The 26,172-nt window shown below is 40.0% G+C and carries 24 protein-coding genes; 7 read left to right on the top strand and 17 right to left on the bottom strand.

Annotated elements, in window-relative coordinates; translation table 11 throughout:
* Window positions 1-153: 153 nt before the first annotated feature.
* Together AYR53_RS05065 and AYR53_RS05060 are read left to right on the top strand one after the other, a co-directional pair.
* Window positions 154-1,044, top strand: coding sequence for a hypothetical protein (locus tag AYR53_RS05065; protein WP_068225686.1), 891 nt, complete (start codon window positions 154-156; stop codon window positions 1,042-1,044).
* Window positions 1,037-2,098, top strand: coding sequence for a hypothetical protein (locus AYR53_RS05060; protein ID WP_068225687.1), 1,062 nt, complete (start codon window positions 1,037-1,039; stop codon window positions 2,096-2,098). Before AYR53_RS05065 ends, AYR53_RS05060 begins: the two co-directional genes overlap by 8 nt.
* A gap of 67 nt (window positions 2,099-2,165) precedes the next feature.
* Here AYR53_RS05060 and asnB read toward each other — a convergent pair whose 3' ends face one another.
* Window positions 2,166-4,058: an asparagine synthase (glutamine-hydrolyzing) gene (asnB, locus tag AYR53_RS05055; RefSeq protein ID WP_068281211.1), complete on the bottom strand. Its 1,893-nt coding sequence runs from the start codon at window positions 4,056-4,058 to the stop codon at window positions 2,166-2,168.
* A 333-nt stretch (window positions 4,059-4,391) separates the two neighbouring features.
* Here asnB and AYR53_RS05050 point away from each other — a divergent pair, with 333 nt between their 5' ends.
* Window positions 4,392-4,691: a cupin domain-containing protein gene (locus tag AYR53_RS05050; RefSeq protein WP_068281212.1), complete on the top strand. Its 300-nt coding sequence runs from the start codon at window positions 4,392-4,394 to the stop codon at window positions 4,689-4,691.
* Window positions 4,692-4,896: 205 nt separating this feature from the next.
* The gene (locus AYR53_RS05045; RefSeq protein WP_068281213.1) at window positions 4,897-5,415 is read left to right on the top strand and encodes a DUF308 domain-containing protein; all 519 of its coding nucleotides are present in this window, start codon (window positions 4,897-4,899) and stop codon (window positions 5,413-5,415) included.
* A gap of 148 nt (window positions 5,416-5,563) precedes the next feature.
* On the opposite strand, the gene AYR53_RS05040 is transcribed toward AYR53_RS05045, so the two are convergent.
* From AYR53_RS05040 to AYR53_RS04990, 11 genes are all read right to left on the bottom strand, one after another.
* On the bottom strand, window positions 5,564-6,397 hold the full coding sequence (locus AYR53_RS05040; RefSeq protein ID WP_068225691.1) for a YitT family protein: 834 nt from the start codon (window positions 6,395-6,397) through the stop codon (window positions 5,564-5,566).
* Between the two features lie 295 nt (window positions 6,398-6,692).
* A complete protein-coding gene (locus AYR53_RS05035) occupies window positions 6,693-7,574 on the bottom strand; it encodes a cation diffusion facilitator family transporter (RefSeq protein ID WP_238595638.1) in 882 nt (293 codons plus the stop codon).
* Between the two features lie 251 nt (window positions 7,575-7,825).
* Complete coding sequence (locus AYR53_RS05030; protein WP_068225692.1) at window positions 7,826-8,752, bottom strand: manganese-dependent inorganic pyrophosphatase; 927 nt, start codon at window positions 8,750-8,752, stop codon at window positions 7,826-7,828.
* Window positions 8,753-8,779: 27 nt separating this feature from the next.
* On the bottom strand, window positions 8,780-10,336 hold the full coding sequence (locus AYR53_RS05025; protein ID WP_068226261.1) for a ClC family H(+)/Cl(-) exchange transporter: 1,557 nt from the start codon (window positions 10,334-10,336) through the stop codon (window positions 8,780-8,782).
* A 289-nt stretch (window positions 10,337-10,625) separates the two neighbouring features.
* Window positions 10,626-11,876, bottom strand: a complete 1,251-nt coding sequence (locus AYR53_RS05020; RefSeq protein ID WP_068225693.1) for an MFS transporter — start codon at window positions 11,874-11,876, stop codon at window positions 10,626-10,628.
* A 248-nt stretch (window positions 11,877-12,124) separates the two neighbouring features.
* Complete coding sequence (apf, locus tag AYR53_RS05015) at window positions 12,125-12,841, bottom strand: aggregation-promoting factor (protein ID WP_068281214.1); 717 nt, start codon at window positions 12,839-12,841, stop codon at window positions 12,125-12,127.
* Window positions 12,842-13,265: 424 nt separating this feature from the next.
* The gene (locus AYR53_RS05010; RefSeq protein ID WP_068225695.1) at window positions 13,266-13,679 is read right to left on the bottom strand and encodes a MarR family transcriptional regulator; all 414 of its coding nucleotides are present in this window, start codon (window positions 13,677-13,679) and stop codon (window positions 13,266-13,268) included.
* A complete protein-coding gene (locus tag AYR53_RS05005) occupies window positions 13,676-14,416 on the bottom strand; it encodes a class I SAM-dependent methyltransferase (protein ID WP_068281215.1) in 741 nt (246 codons plus the stop codon). Before AYR53_RS05005 ends, AYR53_RS05010 begins: the two co-directional genes overlap by 4 nt.
* Window positions 14,417-14,647: 231 nt before the next feature.
* A complete protein-coding gene (locus AYR53_RS05000) occupies window positions 14,648-16,687 on the bottom strand; it encodes a heavy metal translocating P-type ATPase (RefSeq protein WP_068281216.1) in 2,040 nt (679 codons plus the stop codon).
* A 300-nt stretch (window positions 16,688-16,987) separates the two neighbouring features.
* Window positions 16,988-17,422, bottom strand: coding sequence for a CopY/TcrY family copper transport repressor (locus AYR53_RS04995; RefSeq protein ID WP_068225698.1), 435 nt, complete (start codon window positions 17,420-17,422; stop codon window positions 16,988-16,990).
* Between the two features lie 275 nt (window positions 17,423-17,697).
* The gene (locus AYR53_RS04990) at window positions 17,698-17,898 is read right to left on the bottom strand and encodes a cold-shock protein (protein ID WP_068225699.1); all 201 of its coding nucleotides are present in this window, start codon (window positions 17,896-17,898) and stop codon (window positions 17,698-17,700) included.
* 591 nt (window positions 17,899-18,489) lie between these two features.
* On the opposite strand from AYR53_RS04990, the gene AYR53_RS04985 reads away from it, so the two are divergent.
* On the top strand, window positions 18,490-18,711 hold the full coding sequence (locus AYR53_RS04985; protein ID WP_068225700.1) for a P8 family protein: 222 nt from the start codon (window positions 18,490-18,492) through the stop codon (window positions 18,709-18,711).
* Between the two features lie 164 nt (window positions 18,712-18,875).
* On the opposite strand, the gene AYR53_RS04980 is transcribed toward AYR53_RS04985, so the two are convergent.
* From AYR53_RS04980 to AYR53_RS04960, 5 genes are all read right to left on the bottom strand, one after another.
* A complete protein-coding gene (locus AYR53_RS04980) occupies window positions 18,876-19,736 on the bottom strand; it encodes an aldo/keto reductase (protein ID WP_068225701.1) in 861 nt (286 codons plus the stop codon).
* A gap of 145 nt (window positions 19,737-19,881) precedes the next feature.
* A complete protein-coding gene (locus AYR53_RS04975; protein ID WP_068225702.1) occupies window positions 19,882-20,436 on the bottom strand; it encodes an ECF transporter S component in 555 nt (184 codons plus the stop codon).
* A gap of 302 nt (window positions 20,437-20,738) precedes the next feature.
* Window positions 20,739-22,178, bottom strand: coding sequence for an FAD-binding oxidoreductase (locus AYR53_RS04970; protein WP_068225703.1), 1,440 nt, complete (start codon window positions 22,176-22,178; stop codon window positions 20,739-20,741).
* A 175-nt stretch (window positions 22,179-22,353) separates the two neighbouring features.
* On the bottom strand, window positions 22,354-23,292 hold the full coding sequence (locus AYR53_RS04965; protein WP_068225704.1) for a dihydroorotate oxidase: 939 nt from the start codon (window positions 23,290-23,292) through the stop codon (window positions 22,354-22,356).
* 146 nt (window positions 23,293-23,438) lie between these two features.
* Window positions 23,439-24,089, bottom strand: a complete 651-nt coding sequence (locus AYR53_RS04960; RefSeq protein WP_068281217.1) for a TetR/AcrR family transcriptional regulator — start codon at window positions 24,087-24,089, stop codon at window positions 23,439-23,441.
* Between the two features lie 175 nt (window positions 24,090-24,264).
* On the opposite strand from AYR53_RS04960, the gene AYR53_RS04955 reads away from it, so the two are divergent.
* Entirely contained in the window at window positions 24,265-25,017 is a 753-nt protein-coding gene (locus AYR53_RS04955; protein ID WP_068225706.1) for an ABC transporter ATP-binding protein, read from the top strand.
* Complete coding sequence (locus AYR53_RS04950; protein WP_068225707.1) at window positions 24,995-26,134, top strand: ABC transporter permease; 1,140 nt, start codon at window positions 24,995-24,997, stop codon at window positions 26,132-26,134. The genes AYR53_RS04955 and AYR53_RS04950 overlap by 23 nt, the downstream gene beginning before the upstream one ends.
* Window positions 26,135-26,172: the final 38 nt, after the last annotated feature.

Raw genomic sequence — 26,172 nt, 5'->3', positions numbered from 1 at the left:
TCTTACTAAAGCAACATTAATCCTTTCCAAGCACCGTTCAAAAGCTGTAGAATAGAATTATAGAGAATAATTTTACGTTATAACAATTAACAGCTTTGGCGCAAAGCAACTGTTCTGGCGTTAATTAAATAAAAATTCGGGGGAGTTTCGCTAATGGATACGGAAAAATGTTTAAACTACCAAAAACAGTTTTTTATCGATTTTGCGCAGGCATGGCACGATCGTTCAGATTTAGAACTCTATCGTAAAATTGATACAACGGCCTCATCTCTTCGTTTAGAGACCTCGGAAGTACCGGCCTATATTCTGGCCTACGATAAACAAGCACAAGCTGAGCTTAAAGCCTATTTACAAAGAGGCCTTACCAAATGGTTACGCACTTATATTCCTTTCTTCGAAATTAACAGTGAAGGAGTTGTTATGTTTGGTGATTGGTACCACCGTCGTCAATTTGGTGTTTTAGACGTGTGGAATCGACAAATTATTCAAACGGATGAATTGCAACAACAAATTCTCCCTGAGCTTGAAGGTTACGAAAAGGACAATGATAACTACTTACAGAATCGATTAGATCAATTACACGAGCAGCTTTACCAAGAGGCCAACGAATTACATGCCGATCTAGATCGAGCAACAGAAAACGCGGACTCTGCCGTAGCACAGTCCCGCCTAAATCGGGATAAGGCACCACAACAGAATAGTGGCCGCTTAAAAAATTTACTTAATTTTATGGACAATAATTCTGGAAATGAAGAGACCGCGGACTCTGAAACAACCACTCCCGCACCAAATGCGGCAGAAATTGATGATCTAAAGACTCGTTTTACCGCCGCCAAACAATTGGCCGATACCCATTATGATGAGCAAAAACGACAGTTAGAAGTTGAAGTGGCCGTCATTCGCTACGAATACCAAGCAATCGTCAATCAGTATAGCTCGCTAACTCAATTTGAAAATGCACTGGTTCATATTCAAGAAAGCTATTTAGATAATCTTCAGGTAGCACCTAATCTAGCTAGCGAAGGAGATGACCAGCATGCTTAATTTTAACCAGCCACAGCTAAGAGATCTAATTGCTGCACCAGCAGATATTGGCCAAATTCGGCAAACAACGATGACCCTTTACCAAAAACAGCGCCAGTACGTTATTGATAAACAACAATGGATGCAAAATGATCAGGCACTACTAGAGCTAACTGCCAGTTATACGCGCGTTTTCGCCGATAAAATCTGGGAGGCCTTTAATAACGATAAGTTAATCAGCCAGGCTGAATTATTGGAACACATTTGGATGAATGTTGCGTCGGATACTAATCAACGGCTGGCAATCAATCTTAACTACGCTAGTGACGACGGTCAAAATAACACAATCTTATTTTCAATTAACGAGGCGTTGACAGCCAAGGCTTACTTAACGGCCCAACATTTACCAACGCTACAACAAATCAAAGAAAACGCTTCTGAGGCCTACTTTATGGATGAGGAACAATTTCCTGCCCTTATGCAAATGATCAAACTGCTTTATGCGGCTAAAATTCAATTTCAAACACCGCGGGAAACTGTCCTGCAACCAGTTAATAACCTGAACTTTAAAGTTATTTTCCCGGCGGACAAGAGCTTTTCAACTCGGACAATCGTTACTGATAACGTTCATGAACCGGCCAAGCTTAGCATCAATATTGGCAATTTTGATGTTCGTCATTTTAAAGTTAACGATGATGAAAAAAATGACGTGACGGATCTCGGCCGTTCCAAAATATCCGATAGTGGTCTATTTACTTGGGAAGCCGAAACAATTCCTGATCTACTAAACCATGAATTAACCTTAACCATTTCGGCGGTTGAAGTTGATGCATTACCTTGTCTAGAGGATCTTTTTGTGACCTCTTCCAGTAATAATATTTTAATGAAAACTGGTAGTACGATTGGTACTTATAAGTTAGAATTACCAAATCAAAAAGAACTTGAACTAACAATTAACTCACAAAATGAAACATTGAGCCTCCACTATCCCGATCCAGAAACCCAAATTTATGAATTGAATCACCTCTATCCATTCTTTAGTAAATGGTTGGATCTCGCTATTCAAGCAAATTAAAAAGGCTAAAAAAGTCAAACTACCAAATCGCTTTTGCGACAACGTAGTTTGACTTTTTTGTAACCTTTTATTGAAATTGATCTAAGTTAATGAAGTAATCCTGGTACCAAACTAAGAATGTATAAATGACCCAAACTTCACGTCGGCCATTTAGCTCACCAGAATGTGTTTTGTCCAAGATATTCAAAATTTTATCTTGCTCAAAAAATTCTTGAACAAAATCCTGGGTGAATAAATCCCGAACCTTCTGGTAATACTTATCCTCAGCTAACCACTGCTTAATTGGAACCGGGAAGCCCAACTTAGGTCGATCAGCCCAACTCTTCGGTAAATGCATTTCAGAGGCCTTGCGGAATGCATACTTAGTATCCTTGTTATTCAGCAGGTACTTAGTGGGAATGCTGTTGGCCAATTGAGCAACCTTAACGTCTAAAAATGGTACCCGTAATTCCAAACTGTGTGCCATCGATATTTTATCAGCCTTTTGTAAAATATCGTTATACATAAAGTGATGCAGATCAATGTACTGCATTTGTTTCACTTCATCAATGTTAGCAACTTTTTTAAAGTCGTGGGTATAATTTCCTCTAATATCAAGCGTATTACGGTATTTTTCAGTCACCAAACCATTGGCCTGTTTGGCCGTAAAAATAGTTGGTTGTTCAAAATTATAAATGACCGATTGACCCACATAATATTCGCTTGGTTTTGCCAAAGTAGTATACAGATGAACCTTGCCACGGAAGTTACTGCCCTTCTTAATTCGTTGTGCCAAATGGTAACGGGTATTGCGGGGTAATTTTTTTAGACCAGAAGCAAAGACCTTAATAACCTCATTATGCGTGTGCATTCCGTAGTTCACATAACCGGCAAACATTTCGTCGGCACCTTCACCAGATAGCACAACAGTAACATCTTTGGCGGCTAATTCACATAAAAACCACAGTGGAATCAAGCTTGGATTGCCATCGGGATCATCCATGTGATATTGCATCAGCGGAAACTTATCAAAGGCTTCCTCGGCCGTTACAGTGGTTTGCTTGAATTCTAACCCTAGTTTATCGGATAACTCTTTGGCTCGGCCAGCTTCGTTGTAAGCCTCGTCAAAACCAACACTAAACACCTTTTGTGGTTTAAGGATACTGGTAACGTAGCTACTATCAACCCCTTCAGATAAGAAACTACCTACCGGAACATCAGCAATATTATGGTATTTAACTGATTCCTCAACCGACTTATTAATTTCCTTAACTGTATCTTCAAAACTTAGGTTGTTTTGCGTATAGTCCGCATCCCAGTATTGTTCAACGTCCACCTTACCGTCTTTCCAAATAAAATAATGGCCCGCAGGAAATTTAAAGACGCCCTTAAAGAAGGTTTCATCTAGGTCATTATACTGATTCATCAAGTACGGTTTTAACGCCTCTTTGTTTAATTGCTTCTTAAACTTAGGGTGCTTCATAAATGTTTTTAACTCAGATGAAAACATAAAAGTACCATCATCTAGATAAGTATAATAAAGTGGTTTAATTCCGAAAAAGTCCCGGGCGCCAAATAGTTCTTCCTTAACCGTGTCCCAAATAAAGAAAGTAAACATTCCCCGGACCTTCTTTAACACATCAGGACCCCACGCTTCATAGCCGTGAAGAAGGCTTTCAGTGTCAGTGTGCGTTTTGAAAACGTAGCCTAGACCTTCTAATTCATCACGAACTTCCTGATAGTTATAAATTTCACCGTTAAAAACAATTAATTTCGAATTATCGGCATTATAGATTGGTTGTTTACCATTAGTTAAATCAATAATTGATAGGCGCCGAAAACCTAGCGCAACATCGTCATCAACAAAAGAGCCCTTGTCGTTAGGGCCTCGATGTTTAATAACTTCTACCTGTTTATCAAGGATTGTTTGCTTATCCTCAAGATTTAAAGCGCCGCCTGCAAAGCCGATGATGCCACACATGTGCATACCCTCCATTTTTAAATCAAAAGTAGTGCTTTGACTACCTTATTCCGAGTCATAGTTATAAAAAATACGGCTAGTTAGTTCTTAACCTGTTACTAAATAAGACCAGCCGCACAATTCATCATGTTTGCTATTTTAACATAAAATGAACTAATTTTTCCAAACTTCGCTCAACTCTTAGCGTAAGTTTAAGCCTTTGGAAAATTAAGTAGCGACGGTAGCGCTTTTATTTTTAGTAACATGAAGAAATTTTAATTGACTTTTCACTTTTCCTTTTCTTTAATAGACTTAACGTGGTTTCCACGTCAATGAAATAAGGGAAGTGGCACAATGCAATTTTTGACAGGTACACAAGGTACAGATGTTCACGAACATCTTTTAAATAGCGACGGACAACGAATTGGGCACCGCATCATCGCAAAGGGACAAATTACCGGTAATGGTAAACTTCACCCGGCACCAGCCCACGGGGTTGTTATTCCGGTTAAGGGCCGAATTGAATTCAAAACAGATGGGTACAGCGAAGAGATCTACCCTGGCAAAGTCGTCGTAATGGAAAAAGGTGAGCTCCACTGTATGCGCGGCATTGAAGACAGCGAAATAATTGTCGTTTTAGATTTGCTCCGTTAGCAATTACTTAAAAGTACTTATTAAATACTTACAGGTTTAATGAAAAAAACGTTTCTTGTTAGTACGGCGAAAACGAGTTATTATCTAGCCGCTAACCGAAACGTTTTTTTATTTTCCCGCCTAATTTCCGTCTCAAGGCGTATGGTACTGCCTGCTAAATGTGGTAGGCTTTGAAGTAAGTAAAAAACTTGAGAGGAGCTTATCTATGTCAAATTCATTTAAAAAAAATCGCGTACTGCAAACGCTATTGGCCATTGTTGCGGGTATTGCTTTAATTATCTGGCCTCACCCAATCTTTAAAATTGTCATTTATCTAATTGCCCTTTATCTAATCTACCTCGGGGTTATTGCCTTATGGGCCGCGCATAAAGAATTTAAACAAAGTGGTCGTTACAGAAACCAGCGTACTTCTGGAATTGTCCTTTGCTTGGCCGCACTGTTCGTTCTAATCTTTGCCCCGGGCCTGGTGAGCATGTTGCCTTTCCTATTGGGAATTATCATTCTAATTTATGGAATTAGCCACTTAGTCGGCGTGCTTAATCACCGTCATTTTGTAAACGTTAGTCGCTTCCCCGAGATTATTTACAGCGCAATTATCATCATTGTCGGTGGTTTCTTACTCTTTAATCCTTTCCGTAGTGTACTCTTCGGTCTACAAATCTTCGGCGTTAGCCTTGTCGTTATTGGCTGCCGTGAGTTAGTCGAAACCATTCGTAATCGCTAATTAAACAGCCATAGTACAAAGGCTAATTCAATTGATTAATTAAATTAGGAACAAGTGGGACAAAACCATCTTTTGTCCCACTTGCTCCTATTTATATTTATCGCTATTACAGCCGGAAAATTTGCAAAAATCAAACCTTTTCCTACTTTTAAATTTGACCACCGTGAATTTCGGTAATTGGCGTTGTGAAGATAAAGGCCGTCGAATCTACTGCGTGAATCTGGTTAATGACGTCCTGATAATCTTGATTTTCAACCACTAACATTAACATTTCCCGTTCAACCCCGGTATAACCACCCGTTACAGCAAAAACGGTCAGTCCCTTTTCCAGCCGTTGTAACAAACGAATTTTAATCTCTGCTAAATCCTCATTGCTCATAATGTAAACTGCTCGTTTACGATCTAAACCAGTCTCAATATAGTTCATCAGTATCGAAGTAATCACTGATGAAAACAGTGCCAGAATAAACGCTTCTGTTCCGGAAACAAAGATATTAAAGAAACAAACAATGCCATCAATTACTAAAAGACTAATCGAAGGTTTAATTTGGAAATATTTTTTTATAATCAGTGGTGGCACCGACGTTCCGCCGCTAGAGGCGTCAATCCGATAGAGGATCGACAGGCCAATCGCAAAAATCGCGCCACCCACAATTACGGCCAGCAATCGATCATTAACCACTTTAACCTGCGGCGTTAGTGCCAAGAAAACTGGCAGCAAAAAACTTCCGGCCATAATTCTTAAGGTCGTCCCTTTGCCCAAGAATAAGTAAGAAAGAACCAGCATCACTAGATTAATAACTAAAACGACTAGCGAAACGTTCCAATTGAAGGCTGCTTCCAATAGGATAGCGATCCCAGTTGCACCACCAGCAGCAACCTGATGCGGTGCGTAAAATAAATTGATACTAATTGCGATAATTTCTAGGGCAACCAACATTAATAAAGCTTGACGAATATTTTTCATGGTAATTCTCTTCATTATTTCAACTCACTTTAATTTTGTTTGTCCACTTCCAGTATGTCAAAAATTAATTTCATTTGCAGCTAATATGGAACAGCAAAACTATTTTTGTGAATTTTGCAAAAAATGGTTCAAGCACATCTAAAAATACTGTTGCTAGACCCTACTCACATTATTTGTACAAGTACCTAAAATTTAGTTATTAGGCGAACCTGAAAGACCTAAATTACAATTGTTTACAGTATAAAAAGCTATCTGCACTTTTGTGACTAATTGCAGCGCAGAACCGGCATATTTTTTGGATACGCCCTGGTTAAATGCAATTGTCTGAGGTTTCTTGAGTGACCTTGCCTAATTCAGGTTGAATCGTGACGTGATTAATAGCAAATTTGGTCATTAATTCTTGATTTAAGTTTTCTAACAATTCATTATTATTAGCTAATTCAGTTCGAACAATGTGGACAGTTAGAGCCGTATCAGTGGTTCCGATTGCCCAAATGTGTAAATCATGGATTGCCTTCACTTCAGGATGCGCCTCGATGGCCTGCCTCACTTCAGGAAGATTGATCGCTGCCGGGACTGCTGCCAAAGCCAAATTGAGTGCATCCCGTAATAGGCCCCAAGTCCCAAAAAGAATTAGCAACGCAATCAGTAAACTAATTAACGGATCAAGCCACGTCCAACCTGTAAATAACATCAGAAATCCAGCAATAACAACGCCAATTGAAACCCCAGCGTCGGCCGCCATGTGCAAGAAGGCTCCTTTAATGTTTAAATCCTTTTTTCGCCCGGACATAAATAACAACGCAGTAAACCCATTAATTAATACACCAATCGCTGCAACAATAATAACCGGCCAACCAGCAACTGCCGCTGGCTGATTAAAACGTTGAATGGCTTCCGTTGCTATCCCACCAACTGCAATTAAAAGAAAAATTGCGTTTAGTAAGGCCGCAAGAATGGATGAACTTTTATAGCCATAGGTGTAACGCTGATTAGAATTTTTACCACTTAACCAAACAGCAATCCACGAAACGGCAAGACCAAGGACGTCACTAAGATTATGCCCAGCATCAGCAATTAACGCCAACGAATTACTAGTAACGCCGTAGCCAACCTCAATAATAATAAAAAGTAAATTTAAAAAAACACCGATTTTAAATGCTTTACTGTACGTCATTTGGCCCGTTTGCATGTTTTTACACCTCAGTCATATTTATATATGTTCAATTGTTCATATATTAAATTTAGCATATTGGCTGTTACTTAGTCAACTCTTTTTCTAGAGAATAGCTCAAGGTTTTGGCGCTTAACAGCGCGTACAAAGAAGGTGTTCAGATTTCCACGGGACACTAAATAAACCCGGAAAATACTAGTAAAAGTGTTACCCAGGCACAACTTAGCAAAAAATGCTGCTCTGCCTTAAGTATTTTTTGGTCCATTGTTCTAACGCTTAAAGGCCGCCATTAATGCCGGGACAATCTGTTTTTTTCGTGACACTACATTTGGTAATTGCATTCGATTTTGCCGCAACTTTTTATTAAACGCCGTTTCAACTATCTTTATTTGGTTTCCAATCACTAATAATTCAACTTGACCAAGCAAAATATTCGTCACCATTAATATAACTAAATCATAACCAGTATCCGCCTCTCGTTGCATTGCCTGTTCAAACACGGCCTGCCGTTTAAAAATGTCCGCCTCCGCCACAACGTTAACGTTCGCGATTTTTACTGCGTGGTCCACCATTATAAAATCTTTGGCGTCGGCACCTAATAGTTGCTGAACCGATTTCGTGTCCACTTGTGTTCCAGCACGTAACATTTTTGGTCCATAAAAGGCTGGATCAACTTGAGCAATTGTGGCCAAATTGGCTAATGCTCGTCGATCAAACAAAGTTGTTGTTGGTGATTTTAATAGTAAAGTATCCGAAATGATGGCAGATAGTAATAGTCCGGCCAATTTGACGGGAATAGCAATGTTTAATTCGTTAAACAATTCCCATAAAATAGTACTGGTACACCCTACTGGCTCAGCACGATAATACAGCGGCCGATCAGTTGTGAAATTAGCAAGACAATGATGATCAACTACTACGGATATCTTAAGTTGCTCAATATCAGCAATACTTTGTTGCCGTTCATTATGATCAACCAACATTACCGTTGACACTTCACTTGCCGCCTTAGTAATTACTCGCGGCATTGTTTCACCAAAATAATCCAGAACAAAGCGCGTTTCAGCGGTTGGATCACCTAAAGCAACTGCCTCTGTATTCCTGCCTAACTGATTTTCTAAATAACTGAGTCCAATTGCAGCAACAATCGCATCGGTATCAGGGCTTTTATGTCCAAAAACAAGTTGCTTTTCCAAAAAAGTTCTTCCCCTCATTATTATTGATTACTTCATCGGTTGACTTTTGCCAAGTATAGTTAGCATTCGCCGAATGTGTGCCCGCTGATTATGATCCGTCAATACGATTAACGTATCTCCGGAATGAATACTTGTATCACCCCGCGGTATTATTTCCCGTTCACCGCGGCGAATTGCCATCAATAAAGTATTATCCGGCCACTTAATATCCCGAACTTGTTGCTCCGCAAAATGACTGTCCGTAAAAATAGGAATCTCTACTCGGTCATTTTTCCCGCTTAAAACGGTTAATTTTTTACCTAAATTCATCCGTTCTAACAGTGAGGCGTAAATCGGTGCACCCCCTAATAGGTCGACAACAACGTACGCCGTTAACGAAACAACTGCCAGCGGCATCAAATGCTGCAAGGTTCCAACCATTTCCGTAATTAATAGAATGGCCGTAAATGGCGCCTTTCCAATGCCGGCAAAATAACCTGCCATTGAAAAGATTAGTAAATTCAAAATATCATCTTTAGGCAACAAACCTAGGTGGAACATAATTGTTCCGTAAAGTGCGCCAATAATTGCCCCTAACGTTAGAATGGGTAAGAAAATCCCCCCTGGTAATCCAGAGCCATACGAAATCATCGAAAAAACGAACCGAAGAATTAGCAACCCAATTAAAATACGAATACTAGGGTTAACTTTGGCGATAGTGAGGATAACACCGTTGCCACCACCCAGTGTCCGGGGCCAAAAATAACCAATCGGAATAACCAGAATAAATGGTATCAGCCCGTTTAAATAACGTGGTAACCGAATAAAACGCGCGTACCAACTTGGTAATTTTAATAAGACAATTTGATAAAAATAACCCAGACCACCTAAAATCAAACCCAGTAAAATTAAATGCCAATACAGTCGCAATGGAAAACTGTGGGCGTAAGTGATATGTAAGACCGGCACTAATCCAAAAAAGTTAGTTGTAACAAAATTAGCACCAATCGCCCCTGCTAATGAACTCATCCACACTAAAGGAGAAAAATTATGGTAAACCTCCTCCAGAACAAACAAAGTTCCCGCAATCGGTGCATTGAAAGCTGCCGCCAATCCAGAAGCAGCACCACTTGCAATTAAAACGCGCCGCTGCATCCCGCCATCCTTAAAACGTTCGGCAACTCCTTGACCAACCGCGGCACCAAGCTGAATGGAGGGCCCCTCACGACCTAAAAACAGACCCGAACCAATACCCAAAATTCCGCCAATAAACTTACGCCAAAGAATTGACCACCAATGAACTTCTAGCTCTCCGGCTAACTGGCCTTCAACTTCCGGAATCCCTGATCCCATAATATGTGGTTGTGCCTTAATCAACCAGGCAATAAAAACGGCCATTAACATGAGGCCAGCTAATATGGCCAATAATAACAACGGTTGTTTTTGAGCCTGTAAGTACGCCCAGGTCCACGCCGCTAATGATTTTTCGATAAACAAGCGAAATAAACTAACAACAATTCCCGTTAAAACACCAACCAACAATCCCTTCAGGATAAAAACCAAGTGTGTCGTATCCACACGATGCAACTTTTTTGGTGCCACCAAAATACCCACTCACTTTCAACTTCATTTAACGAAAAAAACAGCACCGTTAGCTCTAGCCACCGGTGCCGCCACTCGTAGTTTCTTATTCATCATAACAAACTTTAGCAATTAACTTCAATACCAGTTACTGCAAAAACTAAAAGGACCACTTTTTCATCAAATTATCGTTGGTTTTCAATGGTGTACCTATTTTTCTATGCCGCCAAACATTTTTAACAAGCATATCTGCAAAAAGTAAGTCTAAATCGATATGTGAAAAATTAATTTTCTAACTCCCCTTTTACAACGATTAAACTGGCTTAATCATTGACTTCGGTAATTCATGTGGTTTAGTTTCTGGTAATTGCAGAACAAAAACTAGGTACAATAACGAACCGAAAATCCAGAACTCACCCGCCGCGGTCCAACCTAAATTGCCTAGAATAACACTCCAGATAATATTAAGAATTGTGTACACGAAGTAAGAAATTGCCCAGAACATCCCAAAAATGATCGTTAATTTTTCTGGTGACATATCAGGCATTTCGTGAGGAAGATTCATATATAGCGGATACATAATAAACATAATAAAACCTGTTGCACCAGCTGCCACATAAGCCAAACTAGGTGCCTTGGCGGCAAAAATTAACGTAGCCGCTGAGCCTAAAATCATTAACACACCAGTCCAAAAAAGAATTGGCTTACGCGCGTGATTGGTTAGGCCAATCATAGTCCCTACTACTGTGCCTAAGATACCAAAACCAGTAACCATCAATTCAATCAAAGAACCATTAACCCGAGGTGCATAAGTTGCAAATAATGAAGGCAGGCTGGTAATCGATAAAACATAAAGGAAAAGAAAACCGCCAAAACCTAAAGAATAGTGCCAAACAAAAGGATCACGAATTGCATCCCGGTAACCATAATGCACTTCTTCATGTGCACCGACATCAACATCTTGCTTTGTGTTGAAGTTAACTGCTTCTAATTGCCAAATAAGTAAATAAAGAATGCTAACAGAGGCCAAAACAGTTAATGTGATTTGCCAATCAAAACGTAAAAATTTACCCGCAAATAGAAAGGCTAGTGCAACCACAAAGGCACCAAAATTATACGAAACCGTATTAAGTGCATTAGCAATAATTTTACGATCAGTTCGGACATAACGCGCTACTACAGGGTTCATATAAACAATAATCATCGAACCACCTAAAGTCATAATCATCCGTGCAACTGTGTACCCCCAATAGTTAGGAATCCACACAGCGATAATTGAAAACATTAATAGAACCAGTGCAGTCGTAACCGCATGTTTTGGCCCTAATTTAATTAAAATAAATGCAGCCAAGAAATTAGCAAAAACTCGTGCTAATGTAATCGAATAATTTACTACTTGCATCGTTAATGGCGATACTGGACCTTTGAAAAACGCCTTAATAATTTCAGGCGTTAACGTTGACCCTGTTACCCAGTTCATTGCGAATAGAACGTAGGCTAGCCAAAGTATCACTAACATCAACATTCCCCGTGAGCTTTGTTTCTTTTGTACATTTTGTGCCATAATTGTTGGCCTCCTTTTATTGACTTATTACCCAAAAATAGATCATGAACGAATTATAAAGCGCTTTCATTATTTTAGCTAGTAATCTTACTTATATCTTCACCAAATTATCATTTAACGGATAATAAAAAAATAAATGGATTAATTTTCGTAACTTATAACAAATAAAGAGACTACAGCAAAATTAATTTTGTCGTAGTCTCTTCCTCGTTATCTTTATTTAGTTATTTAAACTCTTAATCTATCTTTTAGTAAGAGCCGTTAGCTTGCCAATAAGCCTGGGCAGCAGTCCATGAACCATAGCGTGAAGTAACGTATTGATTAGCAACACGATCCTGGTTAGCGGCAGAGTAATCACCATTTAAGTATGAAGAACTTAATTGATATTTACCAATGTACTGGCCATTAGTTGCTGAGTATGAACCACCAGATTCTTTGTTAGCAATCCATGCTTTTGCAGCATCTTCAGATGAACTAGCTGTACTTGTTTGCGTAGTTGCCTGACTTTGGTTAGTCGTTGCCGGAGCCTGACTTGTTGTCTGTGCTTGACTTTGACTAATCGTTGCTTGGCTTGTTGGTTGTGCCTGACTTTGATTGTTTGTTGTTTGTGTTTGTTGAGTCTGTTGTACTGGTGCCTGTTTCTGAACTGGCGCCGCTACAGTTTGCTTCTGCTGAACAGGTTGTGCCTGCTGTACAGGAGTTGTTTGCTGTGTTGCAGCAGTTGTCTGCGTTGACGCAGTAGATTGTGTTGTACCATCAGGAATATTATATTGATGACCAGCATAGATCAAATGCGTTGTTGAGCTAATACCATTGGTTTTTTCAATGGCATCAACGGTTGAACCGTATTTTGTAGCTAGCTTGGCAACCGTGTCTCCTTGTTGTGCAGTAACTGTTGCGGCATTTGCGGCCTGAACGCCACCAACTAATAAACCAGCGGCACCAGCAGTTGTAACTAATAACATTTTGATATGTTTACTTAATAAAATAAGAATCACTCCTAAATGGGATTTGTTTGTTTTGTCTAACTCTCTTCTTAGTAGAATGCTAATTTGTTTCCATCACATTCAACGAGACCTAGTATAGCAACTCGGTGTAACAAACAAATACCTAGAGCGTTACAAAAATCAATAATTTCGCAACACTGTCATACCACTGACATATCCTGCAATATAATAAAACCGGTAAAATACAATCATCCTACTCTTACCTAAGTACGAACGTATGTACATAAAAATTACAAAATTGATTTTTTTTAGCAATTTTAGTGTTAAAAAGACGGAAAAAACTTTTTTAACTGCAAAATAAATGAAAAATTGACCGATTTTATTCTTTTAACCACCAAAAAAGGCTGGAACAAAAGTCCTAGCCTCTTATTATTTCTGAATGTTACTTTAGCACGTGCACCATCAATTTAAGTTTAGAAACAAGCTCTTCATTGACTAAATCAGCTGGTTGCTGCTGCCACCAATCTTGAAGTTCACGCTGCACCGCCGCCAAAACTTTTTGGCCGTTAGTACTTAGATTAAGTAACTTTTTCCGATGATCTGCTATATCCTGCTCACGAGTAAGGTAAGCCAATTTAATTAGTTTACGCACCATTCGCGTTATTTCATCGTCTGCCAAAAGCATTTTTTGTGCAATGGTGTGTTGATTAACTGTCGCTGTTTGACCAACCAGTAATAGTAGATTTAATTCTGGTAGCGTCAATGGTAATTTTTTTTGCCGCAAAAAAAGGCTCAACTGCCTTTCAATTTGCCGATTAATTAATAAAATAGCCGTACTGAGCTCTAAATAATTCATCTAATCCTCCGCCACCAAATTAATTTAAAATCATAATAACGTGTATTTTCAAATACTGTTTCCAGCTTAAAACGTTGTTCTAAGCGCCGCAACACAAGCCGTTGTTGTTTAAAATTAAGCTCGTCAACCAGACTATCCCAGATTTCTTGCCGCTCAACTTGTTCATGAACCGCATAATGAAAAACCCGTTGCCGGTAATCGATTTTGTTAGCGTTCAACCATTTTTCGTACGTCGCCATTAACTCCAGCTCATTAGAAGGATCACTAATTCCTTCTAATAAGTCATCCAGTAAAACGTCTTTTCGTTGAACCACACGATTGACAATCACCAATTTTCGCGCAAGTCTAGTTAAAGCAGCTAAATCATCTGCCTGCAAAAAAGGCGCCATATTTACAAAAACAACATCAGCCAGTGATTGCTGGCGCCTTAAATGGGACCAGGATTCATGCCGAAAACTAAGATTGGTTAACTTCTGTTTTGCCGCCATTTGGCTAGCATAAGCCAACATATTTTCCGAAATATCGCTTAAAATAACCCTTTTGGCACTACTGGCAAAAGGTAACGCAAAGCGCCCGGCACCAGCAGCAACATCCAAAACAATCTGATCGGTCAATTGGGTGCGCAACGTTCGAATAACATCCCGCACAATTGGCACCTGCGATTCCCGCTGGGCCGCAATATAGCTGGCCGCAAAATCATCCCAAAAAGCGGCTACCTCTTTTTCCTCATCATCCACGGTGAATTCTCCTTTACGCAAATAAATAACGGTTTAGCTATTATTAAGTAACCACTCCCGCACTAACTAAAGTCACACCACATATACTTTATTTCTTATAGTAAGAAACCTAGCTGCCACAAATCATTAATTTCAGTATAGCATCTTAAATAGCGACCTAGCGCAATAAAATGGACCAAGATAAGTAATCGCTGAAATCACTTATCTTGGTCCATCTTTTTCCAATAATCGCTATTCAGTTTTTTCCCTTCGAACGTGTAACGTCAGTGCGTTGATTGCAACGATAACCGTACTCAATGACATTAAAACGGCCCCCACCATCGGATCTAAAATAAAACCGATTGGTGCCAATATACCGGCCGCTAATGGAATCGCCAAAATATTGTAGCCGGCTCCCCACCAGAGATTCTGGGTCATTTTCCGCGTTGTTTTACGCGCCAATTCAAGAAACTCAACGACATCATTGGGATCACTTTTGACTAAAACAACGTCGGCAGAGTCAATTGCAACGTCCGTGCCTGAACCGATCGCAACCCCAATATCGGCCCGTGCCAGACTTGGCGCATCATTGATGCCGTCACCAACCATCATGACCTTACCTTTTTTCTGATAACGACGAACAAGTCGTTCTTTATCCTCAGGTAATAACTGGGCCTGATACTCGGTAATACCCAGCTGTTGGGCAACTTTTTTGGCGGTTTCTTCATTATCACCAGTCAACATCACTGGGGTAATATTTTGTTCTTTTAAACTAGTAATTAAATTCTTGGCCGCTGGTTTAATTTGATCACCTTGTGCAACGTAACCTAAAACATTTTTTCCTTTTAATAGGAAACTAACCGAATTACCGGCGGAAGCTAATTTGCTAAAAGCCTTTCGATCATAACTTACCTGCTGTTTATCTAGATACGCACCAGAAACAATTCGGTAAGTTGTTTTATCAATAACACCCTGTAAACCTACACCAGTTAATTGCTTAACGTCACTAGCTTGTTGTAGGGAAAGCTTTTTTTGCTTTGCCGCATTCAAAATACCAACGGCCAATGGGTGACTAGAACCATTCTCTAAAGCGGCAAAAAGTGCTAAAATCTCCTGGTCATTTTGTTCTGGCACCACGCTCTTAAAAGCGGCAACTTTAAAGTTACCTTCCGTAAGGGTTCCAGTTTTATCCATTAATGTGTAACGGAGTCCTTTTACCTGTTCCATAGCATCGCGGTTTCGAATCAATAAACCGTTGCTGGCCGCAATCGACGTACTTCGCGCAACAACCAGCGGAATCGCAAGTCCTAATGCGTGGGGGCAGGCAATAATAAAGACCGTTACAGCAATCGGCAGTGCCATCGTTAAGTTATCAACAAAGAGCCAAATGAAGAACGCTAAAATTCCAACAAATAAGGCAGCATAGAATAGATAGCCGGCAACGCGGTCCGCCATATTTTCTTGACTTGATTTAGATTGTTGGGCATCACTAACCAATTTCATTACTTGTGCTAAATAGCCAGAATCCCCGGTGCCAGTGACTGTCATTTCAAACGTACCAGCGCCATTTACCGAACCGCCAACAACCTTATCTTGACTTCTTTTTGTAACCTGACGTGCTTCACCAGTCACCATTGATTCGTTTACGCTAGTTTCACCACTAACTAAGTTCCCATCAGCAGGAATTTTTTCACCGGCCTTGACTTGAAGCTGGTCGCCCGCAACCAATTCGCTAATCGCAACGTCCTGAATTTTACCAGAAACCAATTTGTGCGCTGTACTTGGTAGTAATTTGGCCAAATTATCAACCGCCGAGCCTGCACTCATAACGGCGTTCATTTCAATCCAGTGCCCTAACAACATAATATCGATCAAAGTAGCGAGTTCCCAGAAAAAATTAGTAACTAGCGGGTGAACTTGAAAAATATTATTCGCAATTACGGCATAAATACTATAAATGTAAGCAACGCCAATCCCCATCGTAATCAAGGTCATCATGGCAGGTTTGTGTTCTTGCAGTTCACCTTTGGCCCCCGAGAAAAACGGCGCGCCACCATAAACGAAGAGAATTGTACCTAACACGGCCACTACCCAATCGGAACCCGTAAACGTAATTTGGAAGGGTAATTTCATTCCCATCATGTCAGACATTAGTAACATCGGAATGGTCAGTACCAGTGAAATCCAAAACTTACGGCGGAGATTTCCCATGTGCATCATGTGTCCACCGTGCATCATCATATCATCAGAGTGATCACCATTCATTGGCATCGTCATCTTATCATCAGTCATCGTTGTTTCCCCCTTAGTTGCTTTTAATAAACAAGGCCTTTTACGTTTACATTTGTAAACCATAAACATAGATTACATCGTAGGAGTAAAAGTGTCAAGCCAAACTACTTGGTTTAGGTAACTTTCGCCTTTACTTCATCGTAACAAAGGAAAATTAAACAACTCAACCTATTCGCTTTACAATACAAAAAGCCAAGTAAATCAATTGAAAATAGTTTAATCTAACTACCCTTAATTGACTTGCTTGGCCTAGTGAATTTTAAAAAATAGTAACCGGACAATTGGTAAAACCACGCTAAATCATTGACAGTGACAATCATCCAGTAAGCAATTACACGAAACCTTTTCTGGTGCCGTTTTAGCTTTTTCAGTTAATAATTTTTGCAAGTTGGCGATGTCGGTCTGACTTAAGCTTACATGCTTCGCTAAGGCAGTTAGTGTCGCTCCGGCACGCATCTGACATAAATGATCAAACAAGGAGATGGTTGCAACGTCCATTGCTTCCTGCTCCGGGATTTCAGGGAAATAGGTGAAAGCGCGGCCGTTCTTTTTGGCCGTTAAGGCCCCTTTTTTCATTAAACGCCCTAATAGTGTTTTAGTCGTAGCCGCTTTCCAGCCCATCTTTTCAGATAAGGCCTCAATTACCGTATGACTTGTCGCCGAACCCAGCGTCCAAATAACGCGCATTACTTCCCATTCGGCATCACTGATCTCCATTTGCGCTTTAACTTCCATAACTCACCCTCCCTTTCGAATAAGCATAAATCGTTAAGTAAGTTTACATCCGTAGTCTAAAAGTATCAATTATTAACTCTAGCAAAAAACTAGAATACTTTTTGAATTCTAGTTTTGCGCCATCATACTTCTAGGGTTAATAGTTATGCAATGCTCATCTGGAAAACCTTTTGGCTAATCCAAATTTTAAATCAACTTCATTATACCAGAAATAAAAAAAGGGTTGTTACTCAAATAAATGAGTAACAACCCTTAAAGTTACATAATAACTAAAATTAGTTTTTAGTAACGTTTGAAGCTTGTGGTCCACGGTCGCTTTGTTCGATATCAAAGTTAACGCTCTGGCCTTCGTCTAATGACTTGTAGCCGTCGCCTTGGATAGCTGAGAAATGTACGAATACATCTGTACCACTATCAGCTGTGATAAAACCGTAACCTTTGTCTGCGTTAAACCATTTTACTGTACCATGTTCCATAAGTGAAACCTCCAGTGCTTTTGCACAAAAATTTTGCATTTATCAAGTGAAACTAAAGAGGATTGCACTTAATGGAACCTGGCGCTCTTTAAAGTCATCATTATTAAATACATGAGTCTAGCTTAACAACTAATCCTACAAAAAGCAACTAGTTTTGACGATTATCTTTAATTAATTAAAAAGGTAGCCCACTAAATCCCACTATAATGGGAATGCGGACTACCAATAAATTAATTTTGTTTTGAACGTTGTGCTTGTTCACGCTTAAGCACAACAATAAAATTATTTAAGTAATCACTGATTGCTGATTTGGAGCGCCAATCAGGATTGCTGTGTACCTTACTTTGCAAATCTTGTTGCTTGATAAGTCACACTTCCTTTCTTATCTAACTACTGGAAGTGTTGGTGTTCCGATAAAACATGGGTTGTTGTTTTAAACCAACTTGTATAGTTAACCATAGTTACCCGATTAGTGCAAGTAAACAGCTCGTCACCCTATTTCGCTAAAAAAGCGAATTACTTACCATTTTCCAAAAAAGGACTACAATGAAGTTGTAGGAAAGAAAAAATAATTATACGGAGGTTATCACTATGGCAGAAGAAGTTACAGAACCTAAAATTCTAGATAAGAAAATGAATGAAGCATTTGACTGGAGTAAGGATACGATTCCCGTTCGTGATGCAGTTTGGAATTATTTCATGGAAAATAATAACCATGATACTGAAAAGTCATTAACAGAAATGAAACCATACGTTGATGGCCAAGATGATGCTAAAGTTAAAGACTTTGTTGAAAAGAACATAAAGAAATAGCTTGAATTGACAATGAAAAAAGACGTGGTACTAGGATTAAGATTAATTCTGGTACCACGTCTTTTTATAGTTTTCCATAAGATCTTTCTTTAGTATTTCAACCAAATGTTTTTGTGCCTTAAAAAAACAACTTCCTGCGCCTTTTCAAACACTTCCCAATCAAATTAAAATGTTGTTGTATCTGGATCGGCTGCCAAGCCGGCAACCCCACGTAAGCCGTCAATTTTTTGCATATCGGCGGCAGTGATCTCAAAATCAAACAACTTCGTATTTGCTTCAATTCGTTCGGCGTGAACGGATTTGGGCAACGGTAAAAATCCATGTTGTAATGACCACCGTAGAACCAACTGAGCAACACTCTTACCATATTTTTTCGCTAATTCCTTTAATTCGGGGACGGTAAATATCTTACCAGTACCAAGCGGACTGTACGCCTCAGATAAAATATGATGTGCATTATTATACGCAACAACCTCAGGTTCAAGATCACTTGGATTTAAGAAAATTTGGTTGACTTGGGGAACAACCGTCGCTGTCTTCAAGAGTGCATCAATATGCTTAGGTCGAAAATTGGAAACGCCGATTGCGCGTAACTTACCGGCCTTTTGCGCTTCTTCCATCGCACGCCATGAACCAGCATTATCTGCCTCCCAATTAGCACGGGATGCAATTGGATTTGGCCAGTGAATTAAATATAAATCTAAATAATCTAATCCAAGATTCTGTAACGATGTCTCAATGGCAGCCTTAGTTTTATCGTAACCATGGACATCGTTCGTTAATTTAGTCGTTACCCATAAATCTTCGCGCTTAACACCACTTTCGCGGATACCAGCACCAACGCTCTTCTCGTTACCATAAGCAAAGGCTGTATCAATGTGCCGATAACCGGCCTTAATAGCAGTTTTAACCGATTGGCGGGCAACATCACCATCTGGCGTCTGCCAAGTACCAAATCCAACAATTGGAATTTGTGTCCCGTTATTTAACGTATAAGTATCCGTTAATTTAGTTAATTGTGTCATACTCAACCTCCTATTTTTAGCTCATCCGTAAAGTATTTCAGAAACGGCTAGTAATTTTTATTTCCCCACTAAGCTTCTAAAATTACTTAGTTTCCACTTCCATTAAAGTCATTCCAATTCACCTAGTCAAGTCATTTGGTAAAAATTATTGCCAACTATACCAATGAACTTGTCGAGTTACTCGTTGTAAGACAAAAAAGAATAATGGAACGGTAAAAAACATCAAAATTCCCGTTAAAATATCGGCAGGCATTCCAACTAATGCTTGAACGGAGGCCCGCATTGGTGGCAACCCTAGATCAACACTACTTTCAATAAAATAACGAATAAAGCCAGTTACCATTTTGGTCAAGCCAGCGATAATACCGAGACTTACAACCACACCAGAAGTCAATTGATGGTGCATTAATTTAAAAGCAAGCGCAACGACACCAACTAACAAAACCACTTCTAAAACGGTTAGATAAGCGTGGTTGGCGTACCCATTCATTAAATCAAAAAGGCCGAGCCCAATTGCACCAGCCAGCATGGCATAACGCCAACCCAAAAATAGTGTTCCAAGTGCCACAAAAGTGAAACCAAGGTCTACAAACGGATGGCCTACTGGTGATGGCACGTGAAATTGAAACATTGCAAGAATATAATCAATAGCGGCAAACATTGCCGCTTGTGTGACTAAACGTAAATGATCGTGTTGCACGGACAACTCCCCCTTTTATAAAAGCAAAACAGATAACCAATTTAAAGTACCTCTAAAAATACTTGGCCAAGTAGTAAGTTCTTGGCCAGTAATCCCATCAGTTGCAGAACCTAGGAAGCACTTGAAAAAGTGGTTAGATTTTACTCCCATAAGTTACTCCTTAGTATAAACTGCCCCTTTTCTTGAACAAGTACCAATCAACCGGAAAAAAAGCAGTCCAAAAAAGTGTTGCCCAAGGGATCATTAATTCCCTTTGTGACAACACTTTTGCCGAGCAATAACTTATTGTGACATTTTCACGTCTAATTTTTTAATTCTAATGGTCGATTAGGTCGATCGGTCTCCCCTTTAACTGGGAAAACCTTATCTGGATTCAAAATGTGTTTCGGGTCAAAGGCATCCTTAATTCGATCTAATAAGGCAACGCGATCGGCACCATAAAATGCAGCAAAATACGGTTCCCGCGCATAACCAATACCGTGTTCACCGGACATCTCACCACCAATATTCTTCGCAACTTGATATAATTTTCGAATGACAATATCTACTTTAACCGCAAAATCGGCCGCCGAATAATTATCCTGACAAATATAAATATGCAAGTTACCATCACCTGCGTGCCCAAAATTAGGCATCCGAACCTGATCGGTCTCTTCTATCTGGTGCACTTGTTCCAAAACGGCCGCAATTTTACTACGGGGCACAACAATATCAACTTCATCCATTGCTGGCGTAGTCGCCTGAATTGCCGTCAGTAATTGATTTCGTGCTTCCCACACTAGTGCCGCCTGATCAGCCGTATTCATTAAGACTGGCGCCTTCGCACCAGCGTTTTTGGCAATCTCCAGTGCTCGTTCGTAATCAGCCTGAACGGCGTCTTTATTACTACCATCAAACGTCAATAATAAATAGCCGCCTCCGCTATGATCAACAAACTGCTTTTCGGCGTATTTTTCCCAATAACCTATTTCACGGCTACCAAAGAATTCAATTCCTGTTGGTATAATTCCGGCCTCTAGAAATTTGGGAACAACCTTAATTGCTGTCTCAACTGAATCAAATGGTAATAAAACATCAATCGTGATTACTGGTCGCGGAATCAAGCGTAAAACAAGCTCGGTTATTACGGCTAAAGTTCCTTCACTACCTACAATAAGGTCCTTTAAATCATATCCCGAACTATTCTTTACCGTTTTTCCGCCTAGCTGTAGACTCGTACCATCGGCCAAAATAACTTTTATTCCGCGTACATAATCGCGGGTGGTTCCGTATTTAACTGCTCGCATCCCACCAGCATTAGTGCTAGCATTGCCGCCAATAGTTGCCCACTTCATTGCTGGGGCCGGCACATAAATAAACCGTTTATCCGCCAAATATTCGTTAATATCACGAATCCGTAGGCCATTTTGAACCGTTATGGTTAAATTCTCTGGATCGTATTCAAGTACTTGGTTCATTTTTATCATATCAAGTGCAATTCCGTGTTCAATTGCAACGTTAGCACCCATCAAACCAGTTGCGTTTCCCCGAACTGTTACTGGAATTGTATGCACATTAGCGTACGCCATGATTTTTGCAACCTCATCATCATTTATTGGTTGCACCGCAACATCAGGCAAACTACGGACAGATTTCATTTGATCGTGATCATAATGAACCGTCGCTGGATAAATGACGCGATCGGCACCAACAATCTTGGTTAATGCCGCAACGTCTACTTCAGTCACTTTATTATAGGCCATGATTATGTCTCCTTTTTTGTATTCGCTTACATTAGCATTCTAGCATGACTTTTCAAAATTACCTACTAATTTTACTTGCACGCTATTTTTATTCAAAGCAACGATCAATCAGATAAAAATTTCGCATAAAAAAGCTGAAGTTAAAGTGTTACTTTAACTTCAGCCGCAATTATTATTATAAAGTTTTTAATTTACCTCGAAAATCAGCAATGCTGTCGTATCCTTTTGCCGCCATAATTCGCGTTAATTCCTGGCTTAAGCGGTTGAAAATTTTTGGCCCTTCAAAACCAAGTTGGGTCCCAACTTGAACCATACTGGCACCGCACAAGATATGTTCAAAAATGTCCATCCCATTCTGCACGCCACCAGTCCCGATGATCGCTATCCCAGGATTCAAGCGCTGAGCCAAAGCCCGAACGTTGGCCAAAGCAGTTGGCTTGATGTATGCACCACCGATTCCACCAAAACCGCCTTTCGGCTTAATTAAAACGGTTTCCGACTCTGGATCGATCATCAACCCATTACCAACGCTATTAATCGAATTAACAAAAGCAAGTGGATATTGATTTAAGATCGCCGTGATTTGATCAAAGTGCATCAAGTCAAAGTAAGGTGGTAACTTAACACCTAATGGCTTTTTAAAGAAGGCAAAAACCGCCGTCAAATAGCGCTCTACTGCATCAAAGTCATAGCCTACTTGGGGCTTGCCCGGTACATTGGGACAAGAAAGGTTTAATTCCGTTAACCCAGCAAACGCAGACTCTTGAATCTGCTTTAACATACTCAAGTCATCTTCAAGCGTGGTACCAGCGATTGACATAAAATTCGTTTGCTGGGGATGGCTCTTCTGCTCTTCCAACAAAAAGTTCAAGTAGTAGTCAAAGCCGTGATTCGGTAGCCCCATTGAATTAATACAGCCATATTGGAGGCCACGCATCCGAGGTTCTGGATTACCATCACGGGGTTGTGGCGTTGCACTCTTCGTAACTAGCGAGCCAGCTCGTGAATCCCGCAAACCAGCCAAATCAGTCACCGTTGCGCACCGAATTCCCGCTGCGTTCATCATGCAATTATCAAATTTGTACCCTGCTAAAGTTGTTTTTAAAGTTGTCATTAAAAAGTTCAGCTCCCTGTCTGATCTTATTTTTAGTTCACGTTACTTTAACGTATTTTAGGTTGTTCGTCAACTCACAAGCTCAATTAATTCCGTCTCGGATAATCAAAATCAGCAGTATGACGCGTTAATCAGAGTCCTAAAATTTATTCTGGTGCTAGGCCTTTTTCTAAAAAATGAATGACTTGTGGTGCTTCCTCGTCTGGAGAATTAACCTGCTTTGGAAAAGTTATTTGTTTAACTAAATAACCACCGATGCTTGAAATTGTATATTGAAAAATCAATTTAATTGGCCAATCCACAATTAAATTTTTTTGCTGCAGTGCTTTAACACTATGTGCATATTGATTGGTTAAGACCGCCTGCATTGCACTAACAATTTGATTACGAATCGAAGTATTATAGATAGCCTCTCCAACAAGGATCTTAATGGTGGCCAAATTATCATTAACAAAAGCAAGCAGATTAGTAACAACGTCCGAAATAAAGGCGTGCAAAGTTGTGTATTCTTTAGCCAACGTTGTTTCCGAAAATTCAGCAACCGTTTCGGCTAGTACAGTACTGGTCAGCGGTGATAAAACTGCACTTAATAGTGCATCCTTAGTCTTAAACCGTTTATAAACGGTGCCTTCCGCAACTCCGGCAGCCTGAGCTATGTCGGCGGTACTCGTATCATGGAATCCCTTTGCGGCAAATAGCTTTAAACTAGCCTGTAGAATATCTTTCTGTTTCTTCGGTAAGGTTGGATCATTATTTAAATTTTGTTGGTATAGCGCGAATGTTTTTGAAATTGCCAAGATGTAAACTCCCTTCTAAAGTGAGTCGTTATTCACTAACAAAGTTAGCGTAATTTTAGAAACTTGTCAATTTCAAAAAACAATTGACAACTGTATGAAAATGAGCAAGAATGACTTTATGAGTGAGTGAGTAGTTCCTCACTAAACAAAATTATCTAAAAAAGAAGGCCTTGTTATGTCATCTACTGCAGAACCAATAATAGTTAAGCAAGTAGCCAAAAGTTATACCAGTGGTCAACCTGTTTTGAAGAACATCAGCTTAACCCTCCACCCCGGAGAAATTCTAGGCCTAATTGGGCCATCTGGTGCTGGAAAAACAACTTTGATTAAAGCTATTTTAGGTATGGAAGCTATCGATCGCGGGGAAATTAAAATTTTTGGAACAACCATGCCGAACCGAAAGATTATGGCCCGAATTGGTTACATGGCACAAAGTGATGCTCTTTATGAAGAGCTAACTGCACGGGAAAATTTACAATTCTTTGGTCAACTAATGGCAGTTCCTAAAAACCAACTGGAACAGGCAATCCAACACGCCTCGGCAGTTGTTAATTTGGATCACGTTTTGGATCGCCGAGTTAGTGCATACTCCGGCGGGATGAAACGGCGCCTATCCGTCGCAATAGCGCTCATTCAGTCACCTGATCTCTTAATTCTGGACGAGCCAACAGTGGGAATTGATCCCGAACTTAGAGAACAAATCTGGCAGGAACTGGAAGCTCAAAAGAAGGCCGCTAAATCAATTATCATTACAACCCACGTTATGGCAGACGCGGAGCAGTGTGATTATTTAATGCTCATTAGGAACGGTTTGGCCATTACTCAAGGAACGCCAGCAGCGCTCAAAAGGCAGTTTGACGTCACAACAATTGATGATGTTTTTCTAAAGGCAGGGAGGCTTCAAGATGCGAATAATCGCGTTGGTTAATCGAATTTTAAAACAAATGCGCCGCTCACCACGGACAATTATATTAATGTTTGTTGCTCCCCTATTTATCCTCACCCTAATGTACTTGCTACTGAGCACAAACAATACAGTTAAAACGCGTGTCGGTATTTATCAAGTTAACGACACAATTGTGACTAACCTTAAAAGTAATAAATTAACGCTCAAATCATTCAATAACAAAAATAAGTTGCAGGCCAAAATGAAACAACATGATCTAGATGCCTTTATCACCGTTTCAGGCAAGAAGATCGACGTCACTTACCAAAACAGTGATCTCAGCAAAACCGCCTACGTCAAAAACACGCTACGGGCTGGTTTAATGAAAATGAACACCAAGGCGTTAATTAATGTGACCAAGGCCCAGCGTGACGTTATTACGCGACAACAACAGGCCTTACTAGTGCTCACCAAGCAGCAGCCACCAGCACAAAAAGTACCAAGTAAACCAACCAACTATCAGATTAGTAATCACTATCTGTATTCGAATGGCAGTGCAACCTTCTTTGATCAAGCACTTCCGGCACTCATTGCCTTCTTTGTCTTTTTCTTTGTTTTCTTGATTTCCGGCATTTCATTATTAAGCGAACGAACTTCAGGTACTTTGAGTCGCTTGCTAGCAACACCAATTAAGCGGAATGAGATTATTTACGGTTATTTATGCGGCTACGGTATTTTCGCCGTTATCCAAACTTTTATTATTGTCTTTTTCACCGTTTATATTCTAAAAATACAACTAGTTGGCAGTATTTGGTTAGTCCTATTAACCAATATTTTGGTCGCGTTAATCGCGTTAGCAATGGGAATCTTTGCCTCAACCTTTGCTCAGAATGAGTTTCAAATGATGCAGTTCATTCCACTTTTAGTCATTCCGCAAGTCTTCTTTTCCGGATTAATTCCAATTGACGGCATGGCCCACTGGCTCCAAGCCATTGCACATATTATGCCCCTTTACTACGCTGGCACTAGCCTTCAAAACGTCATTACAAAGGGCTACACATTCAGTGACATTGGTTTGAACCTGCTAATTTTGCTGGGCTTCGCAATTCTCTTCATCTGGCTTAATATTCGGGGTATGCGTCGTTTCCGTAAGGTCTAACCGCTAAAATTGAACCCAATGATTAAAGCATGCTATCA

This window comes from Loigolactobacillus backii, from assembly GCF_001663675.1.
GTDB classification, from domain to species: Bacteria; Bacillota; Bacilli; order Lactobacillales; family Lactobacillaceae; genus Loigolactobacillus; species Loigolactobacillus backii.
The sequence above is the reverse complement of the archived record's forward strand: the minus strand, read 5'-3'. Positions and strand labels throughout refer to the sequence as shown.